General features: G+C 68.0%; 18 protein-coding genes and 1 tRNA gene. 14 read left to right on the forward strand and 5 right to left on the reverse strand.

Annotation, left to right across the window (positions count from 1 at the left end):
- Positions 1–18: 18 nt before the first annotated feature.
- From VLA96_07400 to VLA96_07415, 4 genes are all read left to right on the forward strand, one after another.
- Positions 19–2277 carry a SulP family inorganic anion transporter gene (locus VLA96_07400; GenBank protein ID HSE49014.1) on the forward strand — a complete coding sequence of 753 codons (2259 nt, stop codon included), beginning with the start codon at positions 19–21 and terminating at the stop codon, positions 2275–2277.
- Between the two features lie 166 nt (positions 2278–2443).
- Complete coding sequence (locus VLA96_07405) at positions 2444–3889, forward strand: efflux RND transporter periplasmic adaptor subunit (GenBank protein ID HSE49015.1); 1446 nt, start codon at positions 2444–2446, stop codon at positions 3887–3889.
- Position 3890: 1 nt separating this feature from the next.
- A complete protein-coding gene (locus VLA96_07410; GenBank protein HSE49016.1) occupies positions 3891–4676 on the forward strand; it encodes an ABC transporter ATP-binding protein in 786 nt (261 codons plus the stop codon).
- Positions 4677–4686: 10 nt separating this feature from the next.
- Positions 4687–5898, forward strand: a complete 1212-nt coding sequence (locus VLA96_07415; protein ID HSE49017.1) for an ABC transporter permease — start codon at positions 4687–4689, stop codon at positions 5896–5898.
- Positions 5899–5901: 3 nt separating this feature from the next.
- Here the strand turns inward: VLA96_07415 and VLA96_07420 are convergent, their stop codons facing one another.
- Entirely contained in the window at positions 5902–7080 is a 1179-nt protein-coding gene (locus VLA96_07420) for a putative sulfate/molybdate transporter (GenBank protein HSE49018.1), read from the reverse strand.
- 90 nt (positions 7081–7170) lie between these two features.
- Between VLA96_07420 and VLA96_07425 the strand changes: the two genes are divergently transcribed.
- The 6 genes from VLA96_07425 to VLA96_07450 all read left to right on the forward strand — a co-directional run bounded on the left by VLA96_07425 (position 7171) and on the right by VLA96_07450 (position 14632).
- The gene (locus VLA96_07425) at positions 7171–7737 is read left to right on the forward strand and encodes a hypothetical protein (protein HSE49019.1); all 567 of its coding nucleotides are present in this window, start codon (positions 7171–7173) and stop codon (positions 7735–7737) included.
- The gene (locus VLA96_07430; GenBank protein ID HSE49020.1) at positions 7734–8618 is read left to right on the forward strand and encodes a metallophosphoesterase; all 885 of its coding nucleotides are present in this window, start codon (positions 7734–7736) and stop codon (positions 8616–8618) included. Before VLA96_07425 ends, VLA96_07430 begins: the two co-directional genes overlap by 4 nt.
- Positions 8619–8710: 92 nt before the next feature.
- Positions 8711–11503: an Npt1/Npt2 family nucleotide transporter gene (locus VLA96_07435; protein ID HSE49021.1), complete on the forward strand. Its 2793-nt coding sequence runs from the start codon at positions 8711–8713 to the stop codon at positions 11501–11503.
- The gene (locus tag VLA96_07440) at positions 11500–11964 is read left to right on the forward strand and encodes a cyclic nucleotide-binding domain-containing protein (protein HSE49022.1); all 465 of its coding nucleotides are present in this window, start codon (positions 11500–11502) and stop codon (positions 11962–11964) included. The genes VLA96_07435 and VLA96_07440 overlap by 4 nt, the downstream gene beginning before the upstream one ends.
- A complete protein-coding gene (locus tag VLA96_07445) occupies positions 11957–13261 on the forward strand; it encodes a BamA/TamA family outer membrane protein (GenBank protein HSE49023.1) in 1305 nt (434 codons plus the stop codon). Before VLA96_07440 ends, VLA96_07445 begins: the two co-directional genes overlap by 8 nt.
- 3 nt (positions 13262–13264) lie before the next feature.
- Positions 13265–14632 carry a hypothetical protein gene (locus VLA96_07450; GenBank protein ID HSE49024.1) on the forward strand — a complete coding sequence of 456 codons (1368 nt, stop codon included), beginning with the start codon at positions 13265–13267 and terminating at the stop codon, positions 14630–14632.
- On the opposite strand, the gene VLA96_07455 is transcribed toward VLA96_07450, so the two are convergent.
- Positions 14629–15519, reverse strand: coding sequence for a hypothetical protein (locus VLA96_07455; protein ID HSE49025.1), 891 nt, complete (start codon positions 15517–15519; stop codon positions 14629–14631). The genes VLA96_07450 and VLA96_07455 overlap by 4 nt on opposite strands.
- Before the next feature lie 145 nt (positions 15520–15664).
- Between VLA96_07455 and VLA96_07460 the strand changes: the two genes are divergently transcribed.
- Positions 15665–15753 (forward strand) — tRNA-Leu (locus tag VLA96_07460).
- Positions 15754–15759: 6 nt separating this feature from the next.
- Here VLA96_07460 and VLA96_07465 read toward each other — a convergent pair.
- A complete protein-coding gene (locus tag VLA96_07465; GenBank protein ID HSE49026.1) occupies positions 15760–17028 on the reverse strand; it encodes a zinc dependent phospholipase C family protein in 1269 nt (422 codons plus the stop codon).
- Positions 17029–17126: 98 nt separating this feature from the next.
- Between VLA96_07465 and VLA96_07470 the strand changes: the two genes are divergently transcribed.
- The gene (locus tag VLA96_07470; protein ID HSE49027.1) at positions 17127–18296 is read left to right on the forward strand and encodes an aminotransferase class I/II-fold pyridoxal phosphate-dependent enzyme; all 1170 of its coding nucleotides are present in this window, start codon (positions 17127–17129) and stop codon (positions 18294–18296) included.
- Here VLA96_07470 and VLA96_07475 read toward each other — a convergent pair.
- Positions 18293–18862: a cysteine dioxygenase family protein gene (locus VLA96_07475; GenBank protein ID HSE49028.1), complete on the reverse strand. Its 570-nt coding sequence runs from the start codon at positions 18860–18862 to the stop codon at positions 18293–18295. The two genes, VLA96_07470 and VLA96_07475, sit on opposite strands and share 4 nt — an antisense overlap.
- A gap of 133 nt (positions 18863–18995) precedes the next feature.
- Between VLA96_07475 and VLA96_07480 the strand changes: the two genes are divergently transcribed.
- Together VLA96_07480 and VLA96_07485 are read left to right on the forward strand one after the other, a co-directional pair.
- Positions 18996–22034, forward strand: coding sequence for an FHA domain-containing protein (locus VLA96_07480; GenBank protein HSE49029.1), 3039 nt, complete (start codon positions 18996–18998; stop codon positions 22032–22034).
- Positions 22031–22969, forward strand: coding sequence for an FHA domain-containing protein (locus tag VLA96_07485; protein HSE49030.1), 939 nt, complete (start codon positions 22031–22033; stop codon positions 22967–22969). The genes VLA96_07480 and VLA96_07485 overlap by 4 nt, the downstream gene beginning before the upstream one ends.
- A gap of 80 nt (positions 22970–23049) precedes the next feature.
- Here the strand turns inward: VLA96_07485 and VLA96_07490 are convergent, their stop codons facing one another.
- Positions 23050–24129, reverse strand: a complete 1080-nt coding sequence (locus VLA96_07490; protein HSE49031.1) for a HEAT repeat domain-containing protein — start codon at positions 24127–24129, stop codon at positions 23050–23052.

Below are 24129 nucleotides of genomic sequence, written 5' to 3' on the forward strand. Positions count from 1 at the left end.
GCGGGAGCGAGCGACCGCTTGGCTACACCTGTTCTGAGCACTCCGAACCCGAGCCCGGCCGTAACCGTCAGCCGTAAGTCTGCAGCGACCCTCGCCGGCGACTTCTGGGGCGGCTTTGCGGCCATGCTGGTCGCGCTGCCCTCGGCCATCGCCTTCGGCGTGACCATCTTCGGTCCCTTGGGCGGCAGCTACGCCGCGCAAGGCGCGCTCGCCGGCATCCTCGGGACCGCGGCACTCGGCATCGTGGCAGCGGCGCTCGGCGGCACGAAGCGCCTCATCAGCGCGCCGTGCGCGCCCGCGGCCGCCGTGCTTTCCGCGCTCACCATCGAACTGGTGGCGAAGGGGACGCCGCCCGCGCAGATCGTCCTGATGCTCGCCGCGGTCGCGCTGCTCTGCGGCCTGTTCCAAGTCGTCTTCGGCCTCATCCGGCTCGGCACGCTCATCAAGTACATGCCCTACCCGGTGGTCAGCGGATATCTGACCGGCGTCGGGCTCATCATCATCATCAGCCAGATCCCGAAGTTCCTCGGCGTCACCAGCGCTACCCGCTTCTGGGACGCGGTCGGGCACCCGCACGCCTGGCGCTGGCAGAGCATCGCGGTCGGCGTGGTGACGATGGTCGTGATGGTGCTCGCGCCCAAGCTCACCAAGGCGATCCCCGCGGCCATCCTGGCGCTCGCCGCCGGGGTCGCGACGTATTTCGGCGTAGCGCTGGCAAACCGCTCGCTGCTCACCCTCGCCGGCAACAAGCTGGTCATCGGGTCGCTGGGCGCGTCGGAAGCTGGCTTCTTCGACTCCATCGCGCTGCGCTGGCGCGCGGTCGGCGGGATGAGCATCGAGCAGCTCACGCTGCTGCTCGTTCCCGCGCTCACGCTCGCCGTTCTGCTCTCCATCGATACTCTGAAGACCTGCCTGGTCCTCGATACGCTGACGCGCAGCCGCCACGACTCCAATCGCGAGCTCGTCGGGCAGGGTCTGGGGAACGTGGCTTCGACGGTCGTCGGCGGCATCCCCGGCGCCGGCCAGATGGGCGCCACGCTCATCAACCTTTCCAGCGGCGGGCAGACGCGGCGCTCCGGCGTGCTCGAGGGCGCGCTTGCGGTGGTCGCGCTGCTGCTGCTCGGTCCGATGATCGCCTGGGTCCCGATCGCCGCCTTGGCCGGCATCCTGATCGTCGTCGGGGTGCGCATGTTCGATCGCAGCAGCCTGCGCCTGCTGCGCTCGCGCTCCACCATCCTCGACTTCCTCGTCATCCTGGCGGTCGTGGTGGTCGCCGAGACGGTGGGCCTGATCCCCGCGTCCGCGGTCGGCCTCGGCCTCGCCGTCCTGCTGTTCATGCGCGCGCAGATCGGCGGGCACGTCGTCCGGCGCAAGCTCTTCGGCAACGAGATGTTCTCCAAGCAGGTGCGCCTGCCGGAAGAGTCCGCCATCCTGGAGCAGCGCGGCGACCGCACCGTCATCTTCGAGCTGCAGGGCAGCCTGTTCTTCGGCACCGCCGACCAGCTTTACACCGCGCTCGAGCCCGAGCTGAAGAACGAGCGCCGCAAGTACTTCATCCTCGACATGCGCCGCGTGCAATCGGTGGACTTCACCGCCGCGCACATGCTCGAGAACATCGAGCACATCCTGCGCGAGCGCAACGGGTACCTCATCCTCAGCCATCTGCCGCTCAACGTCCCCACCGGGCAGGACATGGAAAGCTACTTCGGCCACGTGGGTCTCGCCCGCGAGGGCCGCCGTGTCATGACCTTCGGCCACCGCGACGAGGCCCTGGAGTGGGTGGAAGACGACATCCTGCTCGAGGAGCGCGCGCTCGGGCGCGGCGACGAGTCGCCGCTCGACCTGCACGAGATCGCGCTGCTCAAGAAACGCAAGGAAGAGACCATCGCCGCGCTCGCCGGCTGCATGGATTCGCGCACCTACAAGGCGGGCGAGACCATCTTCACCCTCGGCCAGAAGGGCGATGAGCTGTTCCTCATCCGCCGCGGGATGGTCCGCATCATGCTCCCACTCAGCGGCCGCAGCCCGCACCACCTGGCGACCTTCCGGCGCGGCGATTTCTTCGGCGAGATGGCCTTCCTCGACCAGGAGCCGCGCTCCGCCGACGCCGTCGCCGTCAGCCACACCGAGGTCTACGTCCTGTCGCGCGAGCGCTTCGACCAGCTCGCCGGCGAGCACAAGAAGCTGGCCGCCGACCTGCTCGAAAGCCTGGCGCGGGCGCTCGCCATGCGGCTCCGCCACACCGACCGCGAGATCTGCACCCTGCAGGATTCCTAGCTGCCCACCGAGTCTTTTCCCTGGGGCACGGGTCTAAGCAGGATGGGACTGGTGTCTGCGGTCCTATCGGGCGCGCTCGCCGTGCTGGTAGACTCAGCTGTTTCCTCATAGCATGTCGCTCCCACCGGGCCCACAGCGCATTCATCCGTCGGAAGGACAGCAAGGCGTGAAGCTCTCAAAGCGCACTCTATACATCCTCATCGCGATCGGCGTGGCCATCGTCATCCTGGCGGCCTTCTCGCTGCGGAGCCGCAACGACGTGCAGTACTTCACCAGCAGGGTCGAGAAGGGCGACGTGCGCCAGGTGGTGGAAGCGACCGGCACCATCAACGCCGTCACTACGGTCCAAGTCGGCTCGCAGGTCTCCGGCACCATCTACAAGCTCAACGCCGACTTCAACTCGCGCGTGAAGAAGGGCCAGGTGATCGCCGAGATCGACCCGGCCATCTTCCAGGGGAACGTGCTCCAGGCGCGCGCCGACCTGGAGAACGCGCGCGCGAACCTGGCCGCCGCCCGGGCGAACCTGGAGAAGAGCAAGGCGACCGCGGCGCAATCGGCCGCCGAGTACCGGCGCACGCAGGCCCTGGTGCAGGAAGGCGTGCTGAGCCAGCAGCAGCTCGACGTGGCGCGCGCCGCGGCGGAATCGGGCGCGGCGCAGGTAAGCGCCGACCAATCCGCCGTCGCGCAGGCCCAGGCCCAGGTCTCGCAGAAGGCCGCGGCGCTCCAGGTCTCCGAGACGAATCTCCGCCACACCATCATCACCGCCCCGGTGGACGGCGTGGTGGTGGCGCGTAGCGTCGACGTCGGCCAGACCGTCGCCGCCTCATTGCAGGCGCCCACCCTCTTCACCATCGCGCAGGACCTGACCAAGATGCAGGTCTACTCCAAGACCGACGAGAGCGACGTCGGCATGATCAAGGCCGGACAGCCCGTCAGCTTCAAGGTCGACGCCTTTCCCAACCAGACCTTTCGTGGACGCGTGGTGCAGGTCCGCATGAATCCCACCACCGTGCAGAACGTCGTCACCTACGACACCATCGTCGAGTTCGACAATCCGGAGATGAAGCTCTTCCCGGGCATGACGGCGTACGTCTCCATCCCCGTCGCGCACGCCAGGGACGTGCTCAAGGTCCCGAACGGCGCGCTGCGGTTCAAGCCCGACATGAAGCCCGAGGAGATCCGCGCGCTCTACAAGAAGTACGGCATGGAAGAGATGGCGCGCGGCGGTGGCGGTAGCGACGCCGCGGGAGGTGGCGGCGGGCGGCGCGCGGGCACCGGCGGCGCAGGGGCAGGCAATCGGCGCGCCCGGCAAGACGCCGCGGCGGGCGAAACGCCCGGAGGCGGCACCACTGCCGCGGACCAGGCCGCCACGCACGGCGGCGACAGCATGACCGATATCAGCTCCGAGCGCGCCGTTGTCTGGAAGCTGCACAAGGACGGCACGCTCGAGCCCATCAAGCTGCGCACCGGTATCACCGACCGCACCGTCACCGCGGTGGTCGAAGTGTTCAAGGGCGAACTGAAGGAAGGCGACGAGGTCATCACCGGCTCTACTTCGGCGCGGGGCGGCCAGGCGCGCATGCCGGGCGTGGGTGGGCCGCAGCGGCGGTAGCGTGGCCACCATCTCCCAACCCGGCAGCCTGACGGCCGTGGACTCGGCCTCCGGCGCGCTCATCCGCATCCGCGACGTCCACAAGTACTACGAGCTGGGCGAGACGCGCGTGCACGCGCTACGCGGGGTGAGCGTCGACATCCGCGCGGGCGAATTCGTCGCCATCATGGGCGCCTCCGGCGGCGGCAAGTCCACCTTCATGAACATCCTCGGCTGCCTCGACAAGCCGAGCTCGGGCAGCTATCACCTCGACGGCGTCAACGTCGCCGACCTCTCCAAGCCGGAGCTGGCCGCCATCCGCAACCGCAAGCTCGGCTTCGTTTTCCAGGGATTCAACCTGCTGTCGCGCACCACGGCGCTCGAGAACGTCGAGCTGCCCACGCTGTACGCGCAGGTCTCGAAGCAGGAGCGCATCGATCGCGCCCGCGCGGCGCTGACGCTGGTCGGGCTCGCCGACCGCGAAGACCACTTCCCGTCGCAGCTCTCGGGCGGCCAGCAACAGCGCGTCGCCATCGCGCGCGCTCTCGTCAACGCGCCCTCCATCCTGCTGGCCGACGAGCCCACCGGCAACCTCGACAGCCGCACCTCGGTCGAGATCATGCAGATCTTCCAGCAGCTCAACGACCGCGGCCTCACCATCGTGCTGGTCACGCACGAGCACGACATCGCCCACTACGCCAAGCGGCAGATCTTTTTCCGCGACGGCAAGATCAAGAAGGACGAGCAGAATCCCACCCCGCCGCGCGCCGCCGAAGTGCTGCTCACGCTGCCGGCGCTGGAGGACTGACATGGAGATAATGTCGATCGTCCGTATCGCGATGCGCGCGCTGGCGCGCAACAAGATGCGCAGCGGCCTCACTATGCTCGGCATCATCATCGGCGTGGGCGCCGTCATCGCCATGGTCGGCCTCGGGCAGGGCGCGCAGAAGCAGGTGCAGGACCAGATCGCGGCCATGGGCTCCAACATGCTCTTCGTCGGCTCCGGGTCGGTGAACCGCGGCGGCCTGCGCGTCGGCTTCGGTGGCACCAAGACCCTGGTGATCGAAGACATGCAGGCCATCGTGCGCGAGGTCCCGACGGTCGCGGCCGCGGCGCCCGGCACCTTCTCCTCGTCGCAGGTGGTATTCGAGAACGACAATTGGTTCACCCGCATCAACGGCACTGAACCGCAGTATTTTGACATCCGCAACTGGCCGGCGGCCGAGGGCACCATCTTCACGCAGCAGGACGTGGCCCAGGCGGCGAACGTCGCGATCATCGGCGAGACCGTGCGCAAGAACCTGTTCGGTGCCGTCGACCCCATCGGCCAGACCGTCCGCATCAAGAACCTGCCCTTCAAGGTCGTGGGCGTACTCAAGCCGAAGGGCCAGTCGGGCGGCATGGGCGACGACCAGGACGACATCATCTTCGTCCCGCTCACCACACTGCAGAAGAAGATCACCGGCGAGACGTGGCTGCGCTTCATCATGGTCTCGGCCGTCTCGCGCCAGGCCAGCTACTCGGCGCAACAGCAGATCACCGAGTTGCTGCGCGACCGCCACCGCATCCGCCCCGGCCAGGACGACGACTTCTTCGTGCGCAACATGGCCGACATGGCCGAGCTGCAGGAATCCACCACACGCGTCCTCACGCTGCTGCTCGCTTCGATCGCGAGCGTCTCGCTGCTGGTGGGCGGCATCGGCATCATGAACATCATGCTGGTCTCGGTGACCGAGCGGACGCGCGAGATCGGCATCCGCATGGCCGTCGGCGCCACGGAAACGGACGTGCAGCGCCAGTTCCTCATCGAAGCGGTCGTGCTGAGCCTCATCGGCGGCGCGGTCGGGATACTGCTGGGCGTCGCGATGTCGGTGCTCATCACGCAGGTGGTGGGATGGCCGGTGCTGATCTCGCCGGTCGCCATCGCGGTGGCGGCGGTGTTCTCCGCCGCGGTCGGCATCTTCTTCGGCTTCTACCCCGCGCGCAAAGCGGCGCGCCTGGATCCCATCGAGGCGCTGCGGTACGAGTAGGCGCTACGCCTGCCGCGTGAGTCGCTCCAGGCGGCCCGCGAACGCGTAGTGCAGCACCAGTCCGAGCGCCAGGCCGATGGCGTAACCGTACGGCAGCGCGACCGCGCTCAGACCGACGACCAGCACGATGGCGAACTGCCCGGCCGTTTGTGCCATGTCGCGGCACAGCAGCAACAGCGCGACCGCCTCGAACAGCAGCATGATTCCCAGCACCGGCTTCGGGAACAGCGGGATGATGCTCGCGAACCCCAGCGAGAAGAACAGACCCAGCACCAGGTAGAACAGGCCGTAGATGATGACCGACCCGCCGGTGCGCGCGCCGAAGGTGTAGTGCCCGGCCATGCCGCCTGAGCCGTGGCACGTCGGGACGCCGCCGAACCACGGGTTGATGAGGTTCATCGCGGCATAGGTCAGCCCGATCTTGCGGATGGTGAGCTTCTTTTCCGGGAAGAGGTCGGCGGTGATCTGCTTGGTCGCGAGGATGGAGTTGCCGAACGAGAGCGCGAGCTGCGGGATGGCCAGCAGATAGAACCCGACCCAGATGTCGCTTCGCGTGGGGAGGTTGAGCTGCGGCAGCGCGAATCCGAATCCCTGCCCGAGCAGCTTGGGGTCGACGCGCCATATCAGCGCGTAGACGAATCCGAGCGCCAACACGAACGGCGCCGGTGGCACGCGGCGGTTTCCCAGCAAGAGCAGGGTGATGACGAACGCGATGCCGGCGAGCATGAACCCGGCGCCGCCCTCCGCCGGCACGTAGTCCCGCAGCGCGAGCGTCGCGAGTTGCAGCCCCAGTCCGAACTGGATGCCGCGCACCACCGCCTTCGGCACCGCGTTCGCGGCCGCGCTCAGCAGGCCGGTCGCGGCCAGCACCAGCATGATCACGCCGATGGCCAGCCCCGCGCCGTACAGCGCCGCGCCGCTCGCCTTCTGCGTGATCACGATGACCGCCATCGCCTTCAGCGGCTGCGCCGGCATCGGGATGCCGTACAGTAAGCCCGTGAGGATCTGCATCGCGCCGAACATCGTGAGCACTCCGGCGGGGTTCAGTCCGGCGGCCAGGATCATGCCGGCGATGAGCGGGAAGTCGGTCCCCATGTCGCCGAACGCCCCGGAGAACTCGTTGCGGTCGAACCGGATGCGCTCGCGGCGCGGCGTTTCCAGGGCTGGGGGTGCGGCGGCCATGACCCGCTATGGTCGCACAGCAGCCTCGAAGCCCGCATCTTTCCTGCCCGGCAAAGCAACGCTGCTGCCGCGCCGGGACGTCCTACTAATATGCGTTCCCTAGCCATTTCCGGGGTGCTCTCTGCCTTGCTGCTGGTGTGCCCGGCGTTCGCCGCCGGCCCGGCAGGGAAGGAGAAGCCCGCCGACCCGGCGCTCGCCGCGTTCGAAGGTCGCCTCAACGACTTCCTGAAGCTGCGCGACGAAGCGGAGCGGGCGTCACCGCACATCGACGGCAAGAGCAAGCCGGAGGAGATCACCGCGCACCGCCGGCAGCTGGCCGAGGAGGTCCGGAAGCGCCGTCCGACCGCGCGCGTGGGCGACGTCTTCGGCGCGGAGCTGACCGCGCGCATCGGCAAGGTGATGGCGGCGTACCTGGGGCGCCGCGCCAGCCCCGAGCGCCGCGCCGTTGAAGATGACAAGCCGGAGCAGATCGAAAAGAAGATCATGGTGAACGGCCCATACCCGGCGGACGGCCGCGCGATGATGCCGCCCGACATCCTGAGAGTCCTGCCGCGTCTCCCCGACGGCCTCGAGTACCGCTTCGTGCAGGATGACCTGCTGCTGGTCGACACCCGCTCGCAGCTCGTCATCGACCTCGTCCCGAGAGCGCTGCCGTGAAGACGCTCCGCCGCGCCGCTCTCGCGCTCCTGCTGCTGGCGCTGTCCGCCTCGGCCCAGCAGCCGCAGCTTCCCGCCGGCAACGACGCCGTCCGCTTCGCCGTCATCGGCGACACCGGCACCGGCGACAAGCACCAGTACCAGATCGCAGAGCTGCTGAAGAACTATTACGACCGTTACCCGTTCGACTTCGTCCTGATGATGGGCGACAACCTCTACGGCGGCGAGAGCCCCGACGACTACGAGAAGAAGTTCTCCCGTCCGTACCAGCCGTTGCTCGAGAAGGACGTGAAGTTCTACGCCGCGCTCGGCAATCACGACGACCCCGCGCAGCGCTTCTACGAGAAGTTCAACATGGGCGGCAAGCGTTACTACACCTTCAAGAAGGGCGACGTCCGCTTCTTCGCGCTCGACAGCACCTACATGGACCTGGAGCAGCTCCGCTGGCTGGAGGCCGAGCTGCAGAAGAGCAACGACCGGTGGAAGATCTGCTTCTTCCACCATCCGCTGTACTCCTCCGGCAAGCGCCACGGGCCGGACATCGAGCTGCGCCAGGCGCTCGAACCTCTGTTCCTGAAATATGGTGTGAACGTGGTCTTCGCCGGTCATGAGCACTTCTACGAGCGCATCCGCCCGCAGAAGGGGATCTACTACTTCATTGAGGGCGGCTCCGCGAAGCTGCGCGAAGGCAACATCGGGTCGCGCTCCGAGTTCACCGAGAAGGGCGAAGACCAGGACAACACCTTCATGGTGGTCGAGATCGAGGGCGATTCGCTGAACTTCCAGACCATCCGCCGCGACGGCCAGACCGTCGACGCCGGCGTGCTGCCCCGGCTGGTCAACGGCCAGCCCGTCCGCGCCACCCAGGCCGCGGTGAAGTAAGCCGCGGGTTTCCCCACAAATCCCTGATTTTTAGCGGGTTTTCGGCCATGCGCTGACCAAACTCGCGCACTCGAACCGGCATCCGATTCGGGGTGCCAGAGCTGCACCTCAGCGACCGTTTCCGCTCCGCCTTCGGCCTGCGCCGCGGCGAGGGCCCCACTGCGTTCGCCTTCTTCGCCTATTTGGTGCTGGTGATCAGCTGCTACGTGATCTCCAAGTCGGTGCGCGACGCGCTCTTCATCAGCCGCTTCGGCGCCTTCAAGCTGCCGTACATGTACATCGGCATCGCCGCCATCGCCGGGGTGTTCGTCTCCATCTACATCCGGCTCGCGCGTCGCGTCTCGCATGAAAAGCTCGTCTCCGGCACCCTGGTCTTTTTCGCCGTCAACCTTTTCGTCTTCTGGTGGCTGCTGCGCTTCAAGTTCGGGTGGCTCTACCCGGCGATCTACTTCTGGGCCGGCATCTTCGGCGTCATCGCGCCCATGCAGGTCTGGACACTCTCCAACTTCATCTACACCACGCGCCAGGCGAAGCGGCTCTACGGCTTCATCGGCGCCGGCGGCATCCTGGGCGCGGTTATCGGCGGCTTCTTTTCCAGCGAGGCGGTGAAGCGCATCGGCACCGACAACCTGCTGCTCGCCATCATCCTGTTCATCGCCGTCTGCGTGGTGCTGGTGAACTTCATCTGGCGCACCGGACGCCGGGCGAGCGCGGACGAGCGCGAGGCGCCGCGGCAGCCGCAGAACCTGCGCCAGAGCCTTGCCATCATCCTGAAGTCCCGCTACCTCACGCTCATCGCGGTGGTCATCACGCTGTCGCAGGTCGTCTCCACCGTCATCGACTTTCAGTTCAAGGCGGTCGCGGAGCAGATCTATCCCGCCAAGGACCAGCTCACTCACTTCTTCGGCTCGTTCTACGGATACCTCGGCATCCTCTCCTTCATCCTGCAGATCTTCTTGACCAGCCGCCTGTTGCGCCGGCTGGGCGTCGGGATCGCGCTGTTCATCTTGCCGCTCGCAGTGGGCGCGGGCTCGCTGGCGCTGCTGGTGTGGACCGGCCTGGCAGCCGCGCTCGCCGCCAAGGGCCCCGACCAGCTCCTCAAGCACTCGGTGGACAAGAGCGCGAGCGAGCTGCTCTACCTGCCGGTCGCCAGCGACATCAAGCCGGCGGTGAAGTCGTTCATCGACACCGTGCTGTGGCGCATCGCCGACGCCTCCGCCGGCGCGCTGGTGCTGGGCCTGACGGCGATCGCCGGCCTCAGCGTCCGCGGCGTCAGCGCGGTGACGCTCGGCATCATCGGCGTCTGGATGGTCGCGCTGATGGCGGTGCGCTACCGCTATCGCGACGCGCTGCGCGCGGCCCTCGCGGAAGGCGGTTTCGGCCTCGATGCGCGGCCGCCGGTCGACGTTCGCGACCCCGAGACCGCCGTCACGTTCATCAAGAGCCTGCACAGCCGCAACACGGAAGACGTCCTCTATGCGCTCGAGATCATCCGCGCCACGCGCGCCGGAGGCACCGTGGTGCCGCACGTGCAGCGCCTGCTGACGCACGACTCCGAGGCCGTGCGCGCCGCCGCGCTCGACGCGCTCGCCACCACCGGCGACCGCCGCGTCGCCGAGAAGCTGACGCCGCTGTTCGACGACGAGTCGCCCAAGGTGCGCGCCAAGGCGATGCACATCGCGCGCAAGTTCGGCAAGCCGGTACCCAAGAAGCGCGTGCTGCGCTACCTGCGCGAGACCAACTACCGCCTGCGCGGCGCGGCCATCGTGTGGGCGCTCGATCGCCGCGCGAAGCAGGGCCATCACGCACTCGCCACCCGCGCGCTCGAGAGCCTGCTGCGCAGCACCAACGAAGGCGCGCGCAAGGAAGCGGCCCGCGCCCTCGGCTCGCTGCGATCGCTCGAGGCCGTGCACGAAGCGCTCGCGCTGCTGCTTCAGGACCCCTCGCGCGAGGTCGTCCACGAGGCTCTGCGCAGCGCCGGCACTCTCGCGCATCCGGAACTGGTTCCGCTGATCGTACCGCACCTTGCCACGCACAGCGCGCGCTCCGCCGCGTGCGCCGCGCTGGCGCAATGCGGGCCTGCCATCCTCGAGCGCCTGCGGCACTATGTGCTCGAGCCGGGACACGACGCCGCCATCCGGCGCGGCGTCGTGCGTGCCCTCGCCGCCATGGGCGCGCAGCCGGCCGTGGACCTCCTGCTCGAGGCGCTGGCCTCCGGCGACCGCGAGCTGCGGCCCGCCATCGTGCACGCGCTCAGCGCCGCGCGTGCGCGCCATCCCGAGCTGCAGGTTTCGGAAAAGGCCATCCGCCACGAGCTCGAAGCCGAGCTGCGCGAGTACTACGGGACGGTGGTGCTGCTACAAGCCGTCGCCCCGGCCACGGACGACGAGTCGGAGCGCACCCCCGAGTTGCTGGAGGCGACCTTGCAGCAGCGCCTCGCCGCCTCGCTGGAGAACGTCCTCCGGCTGCTCAGCCTGCTGCATCCCGCCGAAGACCTGCTGCGCATCTACCGCGGGCTTTCCAGCAAGGACCACGCGGTGCGCGCCAACGCGGTCGAGTTGCTCGAGCAGTTGCTGCCGCAGGAGATGAAGCAGGTCGTGCTGCCGGCGCTCGACGAGGAGATGGCGATGGGCGCGCGCCTCGCGTGCGCGGAGCGGCTGGGCATCGCGCCGCCCGAAAGACGCGAGGCCGCGCTCGCCGAGCTGCTGCGCTCGCCTTCGCCGGCGGTTGCGCTGGCCGCGCTCGACGAGGTTGCCGGCAAGCGCGTCGCAGAGCTGTACGACAGCCTCGAAGAACTTGCGCGCGGAGAGGAGCCGCTGGTCGCCGCGACCGCGGCGTCCGTGCGCGAAAGACTCGCTCCACCACCACAACGGAGGATCGCATGACCACGAGCACAACCCTGCGCGACGCGGCCGGACTGAACGTGCTCGACAAGATGAAGAGCCTGCGCCGCGCGCAGATCTTCGCCTACTGCACGACCGAACAGTTGCTGAAGATCGCCGGCATCGCGCAGGAAGTCCGCTTTGCCGCGGGCGAGGACATCTTCCGCGAAAACGATCCCGGCGACGCGCTCTTCCAGATCGTTTCAGGGCGCGTCCGGCTCAGCAAGCCCGCCGCCGACTTCGAAGCGGTGCGCACCGAGGACGAGACCTTCGGCACGCTCGCCATCCTCGACCGCAGCGAGCGCGAGTCCAACGCCACCGCCGAGGAAGACACGCTTGCGCTGCGCATCGATGCGGCCGAGTTCCTCGAGGTCCTCGCCGAAAACCCCGAGATCGTCCAGGGACTCTTTTCCGCGCTCACGCGCGAGATCCGTGACTATCGCTATGGGTACCTCCGTGGCTGAGGCCCGCTCCATCGCGCGCGTGGCGCTGGTCGTCGCGCTGCTGGCGACGGCCGCCTGGCCGCAGGCGGCGTCGCAGGCCGGCGCCCCGGAGCAGGGTGCGCCGCGCCGGCGCATCGTGGACAAGTCGAAGTTCCCGCCGAAGCAGAGCGCGGTGCGCAAGGTCTTCATGGCGCCGGTGCGCCTGCTGAATCTTCCCATCGAAGGCGTCGCCAACATGGCCGGACACCTTCCCGCGGGCGCTTTCGGCGACAACAAGGACCGGCTCGCGACCGGCCATCACCATCTGCACAAGAAGTTCATGTACGGCGGGCTGGGCGAGGGCTCGGGCATCGGCGGCGGCTTCTCGGTCTCGACCGCCGACCTGCTCTCGCGCGACTTCGAAGCGTCCGCCGCGGTCGCCGCCACCCTGCGCCGCTACTTCGACACGCGCGCGCGCCTGACCTACGACCCCACCGGCGGCCACAAGCGCACCTTCCGCCTCATCGCCGCCGGCCGTTACCAGATGCGCCCGCAGGAGGACTTCTCGGGCATCGGGGCGTTCTCGTCCGAGTTCGATCGCACGACCTTCGACCAGCAGGAGCGCAGCGCGCGCCTCGGCGCGGAGCTCCAGCCGCACCGCCGCGTGCAGCTCGGCGCGGGCGTGGACTACTCCAGCACCAGCATCTTCCCCGGCAGGGACGAGCGCTTCCCGACGACGCAGGCGCTGTTCACCCCCGCGGAGGTGCCGGGCCTGGCCGGCGGCCAGCTCTTCGGGCCGTACGCCTCGCTGGAGCTCGACGCACGCGACGCCGCCGACGATCCCCGCGCCGGCGCCTGGGTCGGATTCGGCGTCGCTGACAACTGGAGCGTCGACCGCCAGGCCTTCGCCTTCACCTCGTATCGCATGGACGGCCGAACGTATCTCCCGCTCGGCACCAAGCGACGCGTCATCGCGGTGCGCGTCCTCGGACTGTTCAACGACCCGCGCGGCGACCGCGCTGTGCCGTTCTTCCGCATGGCGCGACTGGGCGATTACGAGACGCTGCGCGGATATCCGTCGTATCGCTTCTACGGCAACAATGCGCTCGCCGGCAGCCTGGAGTATCGCTGGCAACTGGTCGAGCAACTGCGCGCGTTCCTCTTCGCGGACTTCGGCCAGGTCTTCAACGGGCTCTCTGAGCTGCGAGCCGACAACCTGCGCGCGACCTTCGGCGGCGGCTTCGAGGCGCGCCCCGCAAAGCAGTTCACCTTCCGCATCTTCGTAGGGAAGAGCCCGCAGGAGACGCGCCTCTTCCTGAAGCTCAACCGGGGGTTTTAGGCCATGGACCTCTTCCACACATCGCGAGCTGCTCTGGCGGCGCTGCTCCTCGTTCTCGCGCTGCCGGCGCTCGCGCAACAGAAGCCGGGCGAGCCTCCGCTCTGGCTCGACTACGACATGGAAGACATCAAGGAGCCCAAGGAGCTGAAGACGCTCGACGTCATCGAGTTCCTCGACGGCACGCTGTGGGAGCAGATCAGGCAGTCCTTCGACTTCCCGCGGCAATATCGCTACGTCACCGACCAGGAGAAGGAGTCGTACAACGTGAACTCGGTCGACGAGGTGCCCGACTCCTCGTGGTTCACGAACCGCAACGGGCGGCGCGCGATGTCGCTCGACGAGATCCGCCGCGGACCCAATCGCGGCACCGGCCCGGCGCCGGGGAAGCTCCTTGTCACCAAAGGGAAGGCCGCCGGCGTGGGCAGCGGCTTCTGGATCAAGGATGAGCGCGGCGACAGCTACCTGCTGAAGTTCGACCCGCCGGACTTCCCGGAAGTCGCGACCGCGGCCGAGGTCATCAGCACCAAGCTGTTCTACGCCATCGGCTACAACGTGCCGGAGAACTACCTGTTCTACTTCCGGCCGGAGCAGCTCCAGCTCGCGCCCGACGCCAAGCTCACCATGCGCGGCAAGAAGCGCGCGTTCAAGCAGGAAGACCTCGACCGCATCCTCGCCCTGCTGCCGCGCCGGCCTGACGGCGCCTACCGCGCCGTCGCCAGCAAGATGCTGCCGGGCAAGCCGAAGGGCGGCTTCCGCTTTACCGGTGTTCGTGAGGACGACCCCAACGACATCATCCCGCACCAGCACCGCCGCGACGTCCGCGCGCTGCGCATCTTCGCCGCCTGGCTGAACGACTACGACATCCACACCGCCAACACGCTCGACATGTTCGTGGAAGAAGGCGGCCGCCACTTCATCCGCCACTACGTCTTCGACTTCGGCTCCACCCTCGGCAGCGCCGGCAACACCATCAAGCCGCAGTGGGCGGGCTTTGAGAATCGTTTCGACCTGAAGGAAGCGGGCAAGGGCCTAGCGACCCTCGGCGCATACCAGCCGCCTTCCACGCAGCATCCCATTCCGGTAGAGTTCCCGAGCGTCGGGCGCTACTCGGCGGACGGGTTCGACCCGCTGGCGTGGAAGCCGACCTTCCCGGTCATCGCGTTCGAGAATCTCACGCTGCGCGACGCGCGCTGGGCGGCGCGCATCGTCGGGTCGTTCACCGACGAGCAGATCCGCGCGGCGGTCGCCACCGGCGAGCTCTCCGATCCGGCGGCGGCGGAATATCTCGCGCGCCAGATCATGGCTCGGCGTGACAAGACGGTGCTGCGCCTGCTGCGGCCGCTCGTGGTCGCCTCCGAGCCGAATCCCTAGCGGCTCTTCTTGAACCCGGCGTAGATGGCCTGCACCTGCTCCGGCGACGGCGTGGCGATCGGCGTCAGCCCGGCAGGCTCCGCGGCGCACTTCGGCGGCGGGTCCGTGCGCCCGCGCAGCGCCAGGAAGTCGAGCAGCTCCCGGGCGAGCTTCGCGCGCTTCTCGTCCGAGCCGGCGGGGACGAACCCAACGATCTTCATCTGCACGAACCCTTCCGTGGGATACCGCGCCGCCAGCGCTTGTCCCTTCTCTTTCAGAGCGCCGCACCAGGTGTCGGGGATGAGGAGGTAGCGGTCTCGCGTCACAGTCTGGTCACGCAGCAGAGTCTCGAGCGGCTGCGCGTCCACATCCTTCGCATCGGCGGCGCGCTTCGACCTCCGTGCCGCGAGCGATTCCAGGTAAAGCGCGTACATGCCCGCGGCGGAGTCCGCCGCAGCCTGGACCAGCGCTGCTCGCCGGGCCTTGCCGGCCAGCGCCTGCGCCAGCGAAAGATTCTGCTTAGGGAAGCGAACCGCCGCCAGCACCAGGTCGGCCTTCCCAACGCTCTTCGCATCCGGCGGCAGCGTTATCCCGTACAGTCCCGGCTCGAGGTTGGCTTCCAGGATCACGAGGTCCGGCTGGGGCGGCGTGTCCGCCACCGCACTGCTCGTCTGGCTCTTCGCGTCCGGGGCGGCGCCTTTCGGCTGCGCGTCCAGGAACACGATCTCCACCGGCGTCTTGCTCTGCCGGATGAACCACCGGCTGGTGTCGTGCAGCCACGGCTCGAGCGCGCTCTCCGGGCTCCGGAGCACGTGCAGCACCAGCGGCTTCGGGTCGTCAGGGAAGGCGCGCACTCCGGACAGGGCACCCAGCGCCAGCGCCAGCGTGAGGCATCGTCGCAAGTTCATGACTGATTAGAGAGTGGAAGGCAGCAGGAGTTTGGATTGCTCTTGTGCGATACTGAAGAGGCTGGTCCGAGCAGTAGCACGCAGGGCGATCGCGCTCCCCGTACCCGGGAGCTAAGTGCTTTGCGACGTGCTAGTTGCCCCGAAAGCCGGGATGGCGGAACTGGCAGACGCAGCGGACTCAAAATCCGCCGGGCCTCACGGCCCTTGCGGGTTCGACCCCCGCTCCCGGCACCAGATCCCTCACTCTTTGACGGCTTCCGCCGCGATGGCGGGCGCTCCGGCGGCCGGCGTCTGGCGCAGGCGCGCCAGCGCCTCACGCGTGTCTTTGTCCTTCGGCGTGCGCTGCGCGAAGAAGCTCAGCAAGTCGGCGCGCAGGGGCGCGTCGAGCGTGCGGAAGCGCTGCTCGTTCAGCGTGCGCAGCAGCTTGTCGTAGACGCGGTCGGTGCGCGCGTACTCGCCCGGGCGCGCCAGCGCGCCGGTATCGCAATCGTAGTCGGCGAGCGTGATGGGCACGCCCTTGCGCAGCTCCGCGAGCCGCGCGCGGAAGTGATCGAGCGTGGTGTTCATGCTTTCGAAGTACATGTTCTCGGTCACGGCCGTCGGGTCGCGGTACTTTGCCGCGCGGAACGGGCCGATCTTCGGCACCAGCCGCACGAAGAACGCCAGGATCTTCGCGCCCAGCCCGGGCTTCTGGTACTTCGTGCCCCACTCCTTCTCGTAGTCGGCGCGCGACAGGTTGTAGAGGAACTTCTTCTCGTCGAAGTCCTTGAACTCGTGCATCATCTGCGGCTTGCGCGTGGCCAGCGCCACCTGCGTGAGGTGCGGGATGGTCTGGCTCACCGCGTGCCGGTAGGTCGCGACGGCCAGGCCCTGGTGCGTCATCACGTCTTTCAGTTCGAGCCCGTAGGTCTCGCGGAAGGCGCGCTCCAGCAGTTCCTCCGCGACCTCGAAGCCGATGAAGTCGTGATACTGCTTGGGCGCGTAGCGCGCTTTCGCGACTTGCAGCACGTCGAAGCCGAACTCCGTCTCCAGGTGCGCCGACTTCGCCTGGTCGTACGTGATGACGTCGCCGAACCGCCGCCGCAGCTTGGGATACTCGAGCGCGACGGCGCGGTTCACCGTCGGGTGGCCGTGGATGTCGGAGACGTAGTGCGCGAGCGCGCCTACCGCGAAGGCGTATTCATTCAGCGTCTGCGCGTCCTTCAGCAGCGCGACCACGAAGTCGCCGCTGCGCACGTAGTGCACCAGGTCGCTGAAGAAGGGGGACCCGAACGGGTAGTACCCCAGGTCCTGGATCACGCATCCGCCGAAGGCGTAGGCCTCGGCTGCCTTGATCTCGTCGGGCGTGGCGTGCGGGAAGCGCGCGCGCAGCAGCGGCGCGATCGAGTCGTTCCATGCCATGTCGATGACCTGCTCGTGGCTGAGCACCGAGTAGGCCGCCGCCGGCGGGCACACCACCCCCAGGCACAGTACGCACAGCAGCAGGGCGGCCAGGGACCGGCGATACATGCATAGATAGGAGGTAGGAGCGGCAGCTCTGGTTGTGCCACGAAACGCATTCGTCGCCGCCCGGCGCGGACAACCCGCGCGGGTACAATAAGAGCCCGATGATCTCGTTGAGCAAGCTCGCCGCTTCCATCATCCAGTCCGAGATCCGGATCATGTCGGTGGAGTGCGCCCGGGTCGGCGGCATCAACCTGGCACAGGGGGTGTGCGACACCGAGCTCCCGCCGCCGGTGCGCGCGGGCGCCATCCAAGCCATCGAGCGCGGCCTGAACTCCTATACGCGGCTCGACGGCGTCGCCGAGCTTCGCCAGGCCATCGCCGCGAAACTGCGCCGCGACAACGGCATCACCGTCGATCCCGAGAGGGAAGTGGTCGTCACCGTCGGCTCGACCGGCGCGTTCTACTCCACCTGCGTCGCGCTGCTCGACCCCGGCGACGAAGTCATCGTCTTCGAGCCTTACTACGGCTACCACGTCAACACGCTGGCGCTCGTCGGCGCCAAGCCGGTGTTCGTGAAGCTCGCGCCACCCGACTGGAAGTTCACGCGCGCCGAACTGGAGCGCGCCCTCACTCCGAAGACGCGCGCCATCGTCGTGAACTCGCCCGCGAATCCGACCGGCAAGGTCTTCACCCGCGCAGAGCTGGGCTGGATCGCGGAGCTCGCGGTCGCGCGCGACCTGTTCGTCTTCACCGACGAGATCTACGAATACTTTCTCTACGACGGCCGCGAGCACGTCTCGCCCGGCACGCTGCCGGGCATGGCAGAGCGCACCGTCACCATCTCCGGCTTCTCCAAGACCTTCAGCATCACCGGCTGGCGCATCGGGTACGCGGCCTGCGCGGCGCGCTGGGCCGGCGCCATCGGGTACTTCCACGACCTCGCCTACATCTGCGCGCCCGCGCCACTGCAAGCGGGCGTCACCGCCGGCCTGCGGGAGCTGCAGCCGGATTTCTACGCGCAGCTCGGCGTCGAGTACGCCGCCAAGCGCAAGCTGCTGTGCGACACGCTCGCCGACATCGGCCTCGCGCCCTGCATCCCGCAGGGCGCTTACTACGTCCTGGCCGACGCTTCGTCGCTTCCGGGAAAGACCGCGAAAGCGAAGGCCATGCACTTGCTCGAGACCGCCGGCGTCGCCAGCGTCCCCGGTTCGTCCTTCTATTCTGGTGGAGGCGGCGAGCAGATGCTGCGCTTCTGCTTCGCCAAGACCGACGCCGACCTCGCCGAAGCCTGCCGCCGGCTGGAGAAAGCGCCCGCCGCGACCGCGCGCTAGGCGTGCAGGTTCTCGTGGATCCCGAACTTCGTGTTGTAGTGCAGGTCCACGCGCCCGCAGGTGTGCTTCTCCTGCGAGTACACCGTGCAGGCGTCGATGGGATGCGAGTAGATGTGGAGGCTCACCGCGCGCGTGTTCGCCTCGCGCGGGTTCTCCACGCGATGCACCGGGCGCTTCGGGTCCACGGCGCACGGGTTCCCGGGCTCGATCCACTCCACGTTGTCTTCTTCCAGGTCGCAGGTGCCGGCCTTCGGGTCTTCCGCGATCACGCGATAGTTCTGCACCTTGAGCCGCCCGATCGGAACCGACATCCAGCAGTTCTGGCCCTCGTGGTTGTGGATGGCCGAGATGTGTCCCGGCTCCCAGCAGATGGCGATCAGCTCATACAGCGGCGTGCGGTCGATCAGGTTGCGCGTGTAGTGCTGCTTGTCCCAGAGCGTGTAGCGCTCAATGGACTCCGGCGCCACCGGGTTCTGGCGCACGTAATCCCGGATGCGCTCGATGCGCGTGAAATCCGCCGGCGCGAAGCGCTGCAGCCCCTGGACGAAATCTCCGATCGCGATCATCTCTCCTCGCAGAAAAACTCGGGCAGCATGATACCGCAACCTCCTTGGTCGTTGTCTCGGCCGCGAAAATCGAATACCATGCGCCTTCCCCCGAGAAACCTCCCAGGGCTTCGGACTCGCAATGGTTTCCACGGTGACGTGTCGGTCGTGTGGTCGGGTCAATTACGGGACCGCGGCCGAATGCGCCCTTTGCGGCAAGCCTCTCCTGCAAGACACCAGCACCCCACCCATCGGCTCCGGGTACCTGGAAGGCGCGCACCACTGGCTGGTGGGCGAGCAGGGGGAGAACGCCGGCAAGCGCTTTGAAGTCACAGCCACCGCCGTCACGGCCGGGCGGCATCCCACGCAGAACCAGATCGTGCTCAACGACCCTGAGGTCTCACGCATCCACGCGCGCTTCTCGCTCGAGGGCGGCCGCGTCATGGTCGAAGACAGCTCGGCCAACGGGACGTACGTCAACGACAGCCGCATCGAGCGCGCCACGCTGCACGACGGCGACCGCGTCCGTTTCGGACATTCGCCGAAGAATAGCTTGACCTACGAGTTCCAGAACGCGGTGGCGGCGCGCGCCGCGGCCGCGGCTTCCGCGGTCCACGAAGACCTGCCGAAGGGCGAATCGCGCCCGGTGACGCAGGTGGCCGCCGCGGTGAAGCCCTCGCGCTCGGCGGTCACGGTACGCCTCGCCGCCGAAGATGCCACTGCTGTCAGCCGCGGCTCGCTGCAGCTCGTGCTCGACCAGTACGCGGTCGAGAACATCCCGCTGACCGCGACCCGGCTGCGCATCGGCCGCGCACCCAAAGAAGAAGGCCGCATCCAAATCGTCCATCCCACCATCTCCGAGAACCACGCCGAGATCACCGCCACCCCCGCCGGCGCCACCGTGCGCGACCTGGCCTCCAGCAATGGCACATTCGTGAACGGCCAACGCGTCTCCGAGCGCCTGCTGCAGGATGGCGACCTCATCCAGTTCGGCGACTGCGACGCGAAGCTGCTGCTCTACCGCCATCCGCGCCGCCGCGTGCAGGTGCTGCGCGACCTCGAGCTCACCAAGCCGGTCGTGGTGCTCGGTCGCGACTCCGCCAGCGACATCCGGCTCGACCATCCCAGCGTCTCGCGCGCGCACGCCGAGATCCGCCGCACGGCTTCCGGCTACGAGGTCCTCGACAAGGATTCCGACAACGGCACGTTCGTCAACGGCATGCGCATCAAGCGCCAGGCGCTCAACCCGCGCGACAAGCTCGCGCTCGGCGCCGTCCAGCTGCTGTTCGACGGCTCACAGCTCGAGCAGCAGTCCGACGGGACGCGCGTCCGCCTGGTCGCGCAGCGCCTCAAGCGCACGGTCAAGGACCAGTACACGCAGCGGCCGGTCACGCTGGTGGACGACGTCTCGCTCGTCATCGAGCCGCGCGAGTTCGTCGGGCTGCTCGGGCCGGTCGGCTCCGGCAAGTCCACGCTCATGCACGCCCTCAACGGCTTCCAGCCGGCGGATTCCGGGCGCGTCCTGATGAACAGCGCGAGCCTCTATGACGAGTTCCGCTCGCTGCGTTCGCTCATCGGCTACGTCCCGCAGGACGACATCCTGCACAAGACGCTGACCGTGCGCGAGTGCCTGAACTACGCCGGCCGCCTGCGCCTGCCCGACGACTCTGACGCCGAGGAGATCCGCAAGCGCGTGGCGGAAGTCGTGGAGCTGCTCGACCTCGGCGACCGCCTCGACGTCGCCGTCGGCGAGCTCTCCGGCGGACAGCGCAAGCGCGTCAACGTCGCCATCGAGCTGCTCTCCAAGCCCAGCCTGCTGTTCCTCGACGAGCCCACCGCCGGCCAGGATCCGCGCACCGAGATGCGGATGATGCAGCTCTTCCGCCAGATCGCCAATCGCGGCTCCACCGTCGTGCTCACCACCCACCTGCTCAGCTCGTTCACCCTGCTCGACAAGATCGCGGTCCTGGCGAAAGGGAAGCTCGCCTACTACGGGCCCGGCCAGGAGATGCTGCACTACTTCCAGGCCACGCGTCCCCACGAGGTCTACGAGAAACTGCTGGAGCGCGACGCCGACGAGTGGGCGCGCCGTTACCGCCAGTCCGAGCTGGCGAAGGAATTCACGCAGGGCGGCGATGAGCCCGCTCCGCGGCGCGGCGCGGTCGCGCCCGCCAGGCCGGAGAAGCACTCGCGCCTCCGCCAGTTCGGCACGCTCGCGGCCCGCCAGTTCGCCAGCAAGCTCAAGGACTGGAAGAACGTGGCCGGCATGCTGGTGCCGCCGGTCGCCATCGCGGCCTTGACCGCGCTCATCGCCGCCGGGCCTAACGAGCCCAAGACGCTGCTCATGGTCGTCTTCGCGGGCCTGTGGTTCGGCTGCTCGTTTTCGGTGCGCGAGGTCGTCGACGAGATCTCCATCTACCGCCGCGAGCGCCAGCGCGGCCTCTCCATCCTCAGCTATCTCGGCTCCAAGCTCGCCTACCTCGGCGTGGTTGCGCTGGTGCAAAGCGCACTCTTCGTCACCGTGCTCACCGTGATGAACGCGCAGAGCAACCACTACCTGGGCGCGACCGTGATGATGTGGGTGATGACGATGCAGGGCGTGCTGCTCGGCCTGCTCATCTCCGCGCTCGCGCGCAACGCCGATTGGGCGCTCTACGTGTTCCCGCTGGCGCTCATCCCGCAGCTGCTGCTCGCCGGCTTGCTCATCCCGGTCGAGCAGCGCCACCCGTTCAATATCGTGAAGGCGGGCGAGTCGGCCGCCTGCACCGAAGCCGTCGCGCCCACCGGCTACTGCCGCGAAGACGCGCCCGCCTGGACGCTCTCGCCCAGCATGCCGGCCGCGCTGCGCTACGGCGCCGCGCCCCTGATGGCCGCGCGCTGGGGGCTCGAGGCGCTCAGCGACCTCTACGTCCACGACTACTCCACCGACCCGCATAACCTGCAGAGCTACGGCTACAGCTTCCAGGACCTCGGCGCCGTCCACGTGACCTTCCACGCCGACGACGAGGCGCGCATCCGCAAGGACATCGACGCGTTCCTCGCCGGCGACATCAACGCCTCGCAGCTCGGCGACCGCGGGCGCCATCCCGAGCTCGCGCCCTACGCCGCCGTCTTAAGCGGCTTTGCTTTTCTCATGCTTTTGTTCATCATGGTGGCGCTCAAGGGCCGGGACCACGATGGGAGTCGCCTGTGAAGGTAGAGCTCGAATCACTCGCCGACGGCAAGCGCTGGAGCTTTGACCAGCGCGAGGTCTCCATCGGCCGCGATGCCCAGTGCGACGTCCGGCCGGCCGGCGAGATGGTCTCGCGCCGCCACGCCATCGTCCTGCGCACGCCCGAGGGCGAGCTGTGGCTCGAGGACCAGAACAGCTTCAACGGCACGCTGCTGAACGGTCGTCGCATCATGCGCGAGAGACTGCATCCCGGCGACGTCTTCCGCCTGGGCGAGGACGGCCCCGAGTTCCGGCTCGGCGCGGGCGCGGCCACCATCGCCGGCACCATGGAGATGGGGAGCATCGGCGCTACCACCGTGCGGGCGACGCCCACGCAGATGGCTGGCGCGACCCGCACGCCCCCGCCGACGTCGGTCGGCGGCTTCGCCACCACCTCGCACACGCCGGCGCCGAGCCAGGACAAGATTCCCACCGCCATCCCGAAGACCGCCGGCGGCATGAAAGCGCCCACCGGCTACGCGGCCGCCAGCGCCATCGCACGTCCGTCGTACGACGAGATCTCACCTGAGGAAGAAGCCATGTTGGAACGCAATCTCGCAGTCACGCGCAACCTGCTCGTGTTGGTCATCCTGCTGTGCCTCGCGCTCGGCGCGGTGGTCGTCTACCAGGGGCAGGAGATCCGCAAGACACGCGACACGCTCAACGCCATGCAGAAGCAGGCGGAGGGCGCCGTCGGCCAGTTCATGCCCTCGCTCAACACGCGCCTCAACCGCTTCGATTCGCGCCTCGACCAGTTCCAGCAGAAGATGGACGCGATGGACGGCAACATCAAGAAGGCCGAGGACCGCTTCGTCCAGCGCATGGACGTGGAGATGCCCAGGATCATGGACCGCTACCTGCAGATGAAGGCCAACGAGCTGCAGCGCGGCGCCAAAGCTGAAGTCAAGGTGCGGTGAGGCAGAAAGGGCACGGCTTCAGCCGTGCCGTAGGGGAGCGCGAGTCGAAGGATCAAGCCTCGGCGCGCCGCAATCGCGGCTTACTTGGCCAGGATGCTCTCGATGTAATCCAGCGCCCGCGGGTCCTCCGACTGCCCCAGCCAGAAGATGGCTTCCTTCCGCACCACCGGGTTCTTGTTCGTCTTCGCCACCTGGATGAGCAGCGGCACCCCCTCGTTGTGGTCCATCTGCGTGAGCGCGAACACCGCCTTCTTCTTGATGTCGGTGTCGGGGTCGTTCTCGATCACGTCGGCGATCACGCCCCCGACCTTGCGGCCCGCCTTCTGCGCCAGCCAGAACAGCGCCTGCCCGCGGACGTCGGGATCCCTGTCCTCGTGCGCCAACCGGATCATCTCCTGCTGCGCGTCAGGTTCGTCGCTCTCGCTCAGCGCGAGGATCGCTTCCTGGCGGAACTTTGAGTCGCTGTCGTTCCGGATGGCGTCGCGCACCGCCTCGTAACCCCTCCGGCCGTGCTCGCTTCCCAGCCAGAAAGCCGCTTGGTTCCGGATGTCTTTGGGCTGCGGCGGCTTCAACAAGCGGAGCAACACGGCCTCTGCCGCGGGATCCTGGTGCAGCGCCAGCGCCGTGAGAGCGTTGTTGCGCTGCTTCTTCGATTCATTGGTCAGGAAGCCCGAGAGCCACGCCACGCTCTCTGCCGGCTTCACCTGGTTCAGCCAGTACAGCGTGAGCCCGCCCAGGTCGAGACCACAGTCCACGCTCGCGGGCCGGATGCGCAGCACCTCTCCCGACCCGACGCGCACCAGGACGAAGAACCGGTCCGTCTGCGGCTCGGGGCAGTCGTTCACTCTTCCCATGGTGTTGCTGTTGTCGCCGCTCTCCAGCCGGCATCCTCCGCAGCACTGCGGGTTTCCACGGAAGGCGCTGCGCGCGTTGAAGCAGCACATTTGCTGCACGCCCGCCACCTTGGCCGCCGCGTACCCGATCCACGCCGCCCGGCCCCCCGCCCCCAGGCGCTCGATGGTCTGGGCTAGGGTGCCGCTCATCGCCTGCTCGGAGATCTTGCCGTTGACGATCTGCGGGCGTGGATCCTCGAGTCTTACCGCCTGCGCCGTTGCGACCGCGGCGCCCAGTAACATCACACACAGTACGAGTCGCTTCAT

The organism is Terriglobales bacterium (assembly GCA_035457425.1).
Classification (GTDB): Bacteria; Acidobacteriota; Terriglobia; order Terriglobales; family Acidobacteriaceae; genus JACPNR01.

Bases quoted from the DNA above. Each gene is read 5' to 3' on its own strand.
- VLA96_07415 (HSE49017.1), top strand. From the start codon at position 4,687: ATGTCGATCGTCCGTATCGCGATGCGCGCGCTGGCGCGCAACAAGATG.
- VLA96_07420 (HSE49018.1), bottom strand. From the start codon at position 7,080: ATGGCCGCCGCACCCCCAGCCCTGGAAACGCCGCGCCGCGAGCGCATC.
- VLA96_07425 (HSE49019.1), top strand. From the start codon at position 7,171: ATGCGTTCCCTAGCCATTTCCGGGGTGCTCTCTGCCTTGCTGCTGGTG.
- VLA96_07440 (HSE49022.1), top strand. From the start codon at position 11,500: ATGACCACGAGCACAACCCTGCGCGACGCGGCCGGACTGAACGTGCTC.
- VLA96_07450 (HSE49024.1), top strand. From the start codon at position 13,265: ATGGACCTCTTCCACACATCGCGAGCTGCTCTGGCGGCGCTGCTCCTC.
- VLA96_07455 (HSE49025.1), bottom strand. From the start codon at position 15,519: ATGAACTTGCGACGATGCCTCACGCTGGCGCTGGCGCTGGGTGCCCTG.
- VLA96_07465 (HSE49026.1), bottom strand. From the start codon at position 17,028: ATGTATCGCCGGTCCCTGGCCGCCCTGCTGCTGTGCGTACTGTGCCTG.
- VLA96_07470 (HSE49027.1), top strand. From the start codon at position 17,127: ATGATCTCGTTGAGCAAGCTCGCCGCTTCCATCATCCAGTCCGAGATC.
- VLA96_07475 (HSE49028.1), bottom strand. From the start codon at position 18,862: ATGATCGCGATCGGAGATTTCGTCCAGGGGCTGCAGCGCTTCGCGCCG.
- VLA96_07490 (HSE49031.1), bottom strand. From the start codon at position 24,129: ATGAAGCGACTCGTACTGTGTGTGATGTTACTGGGCGCCGCGGTCGCA.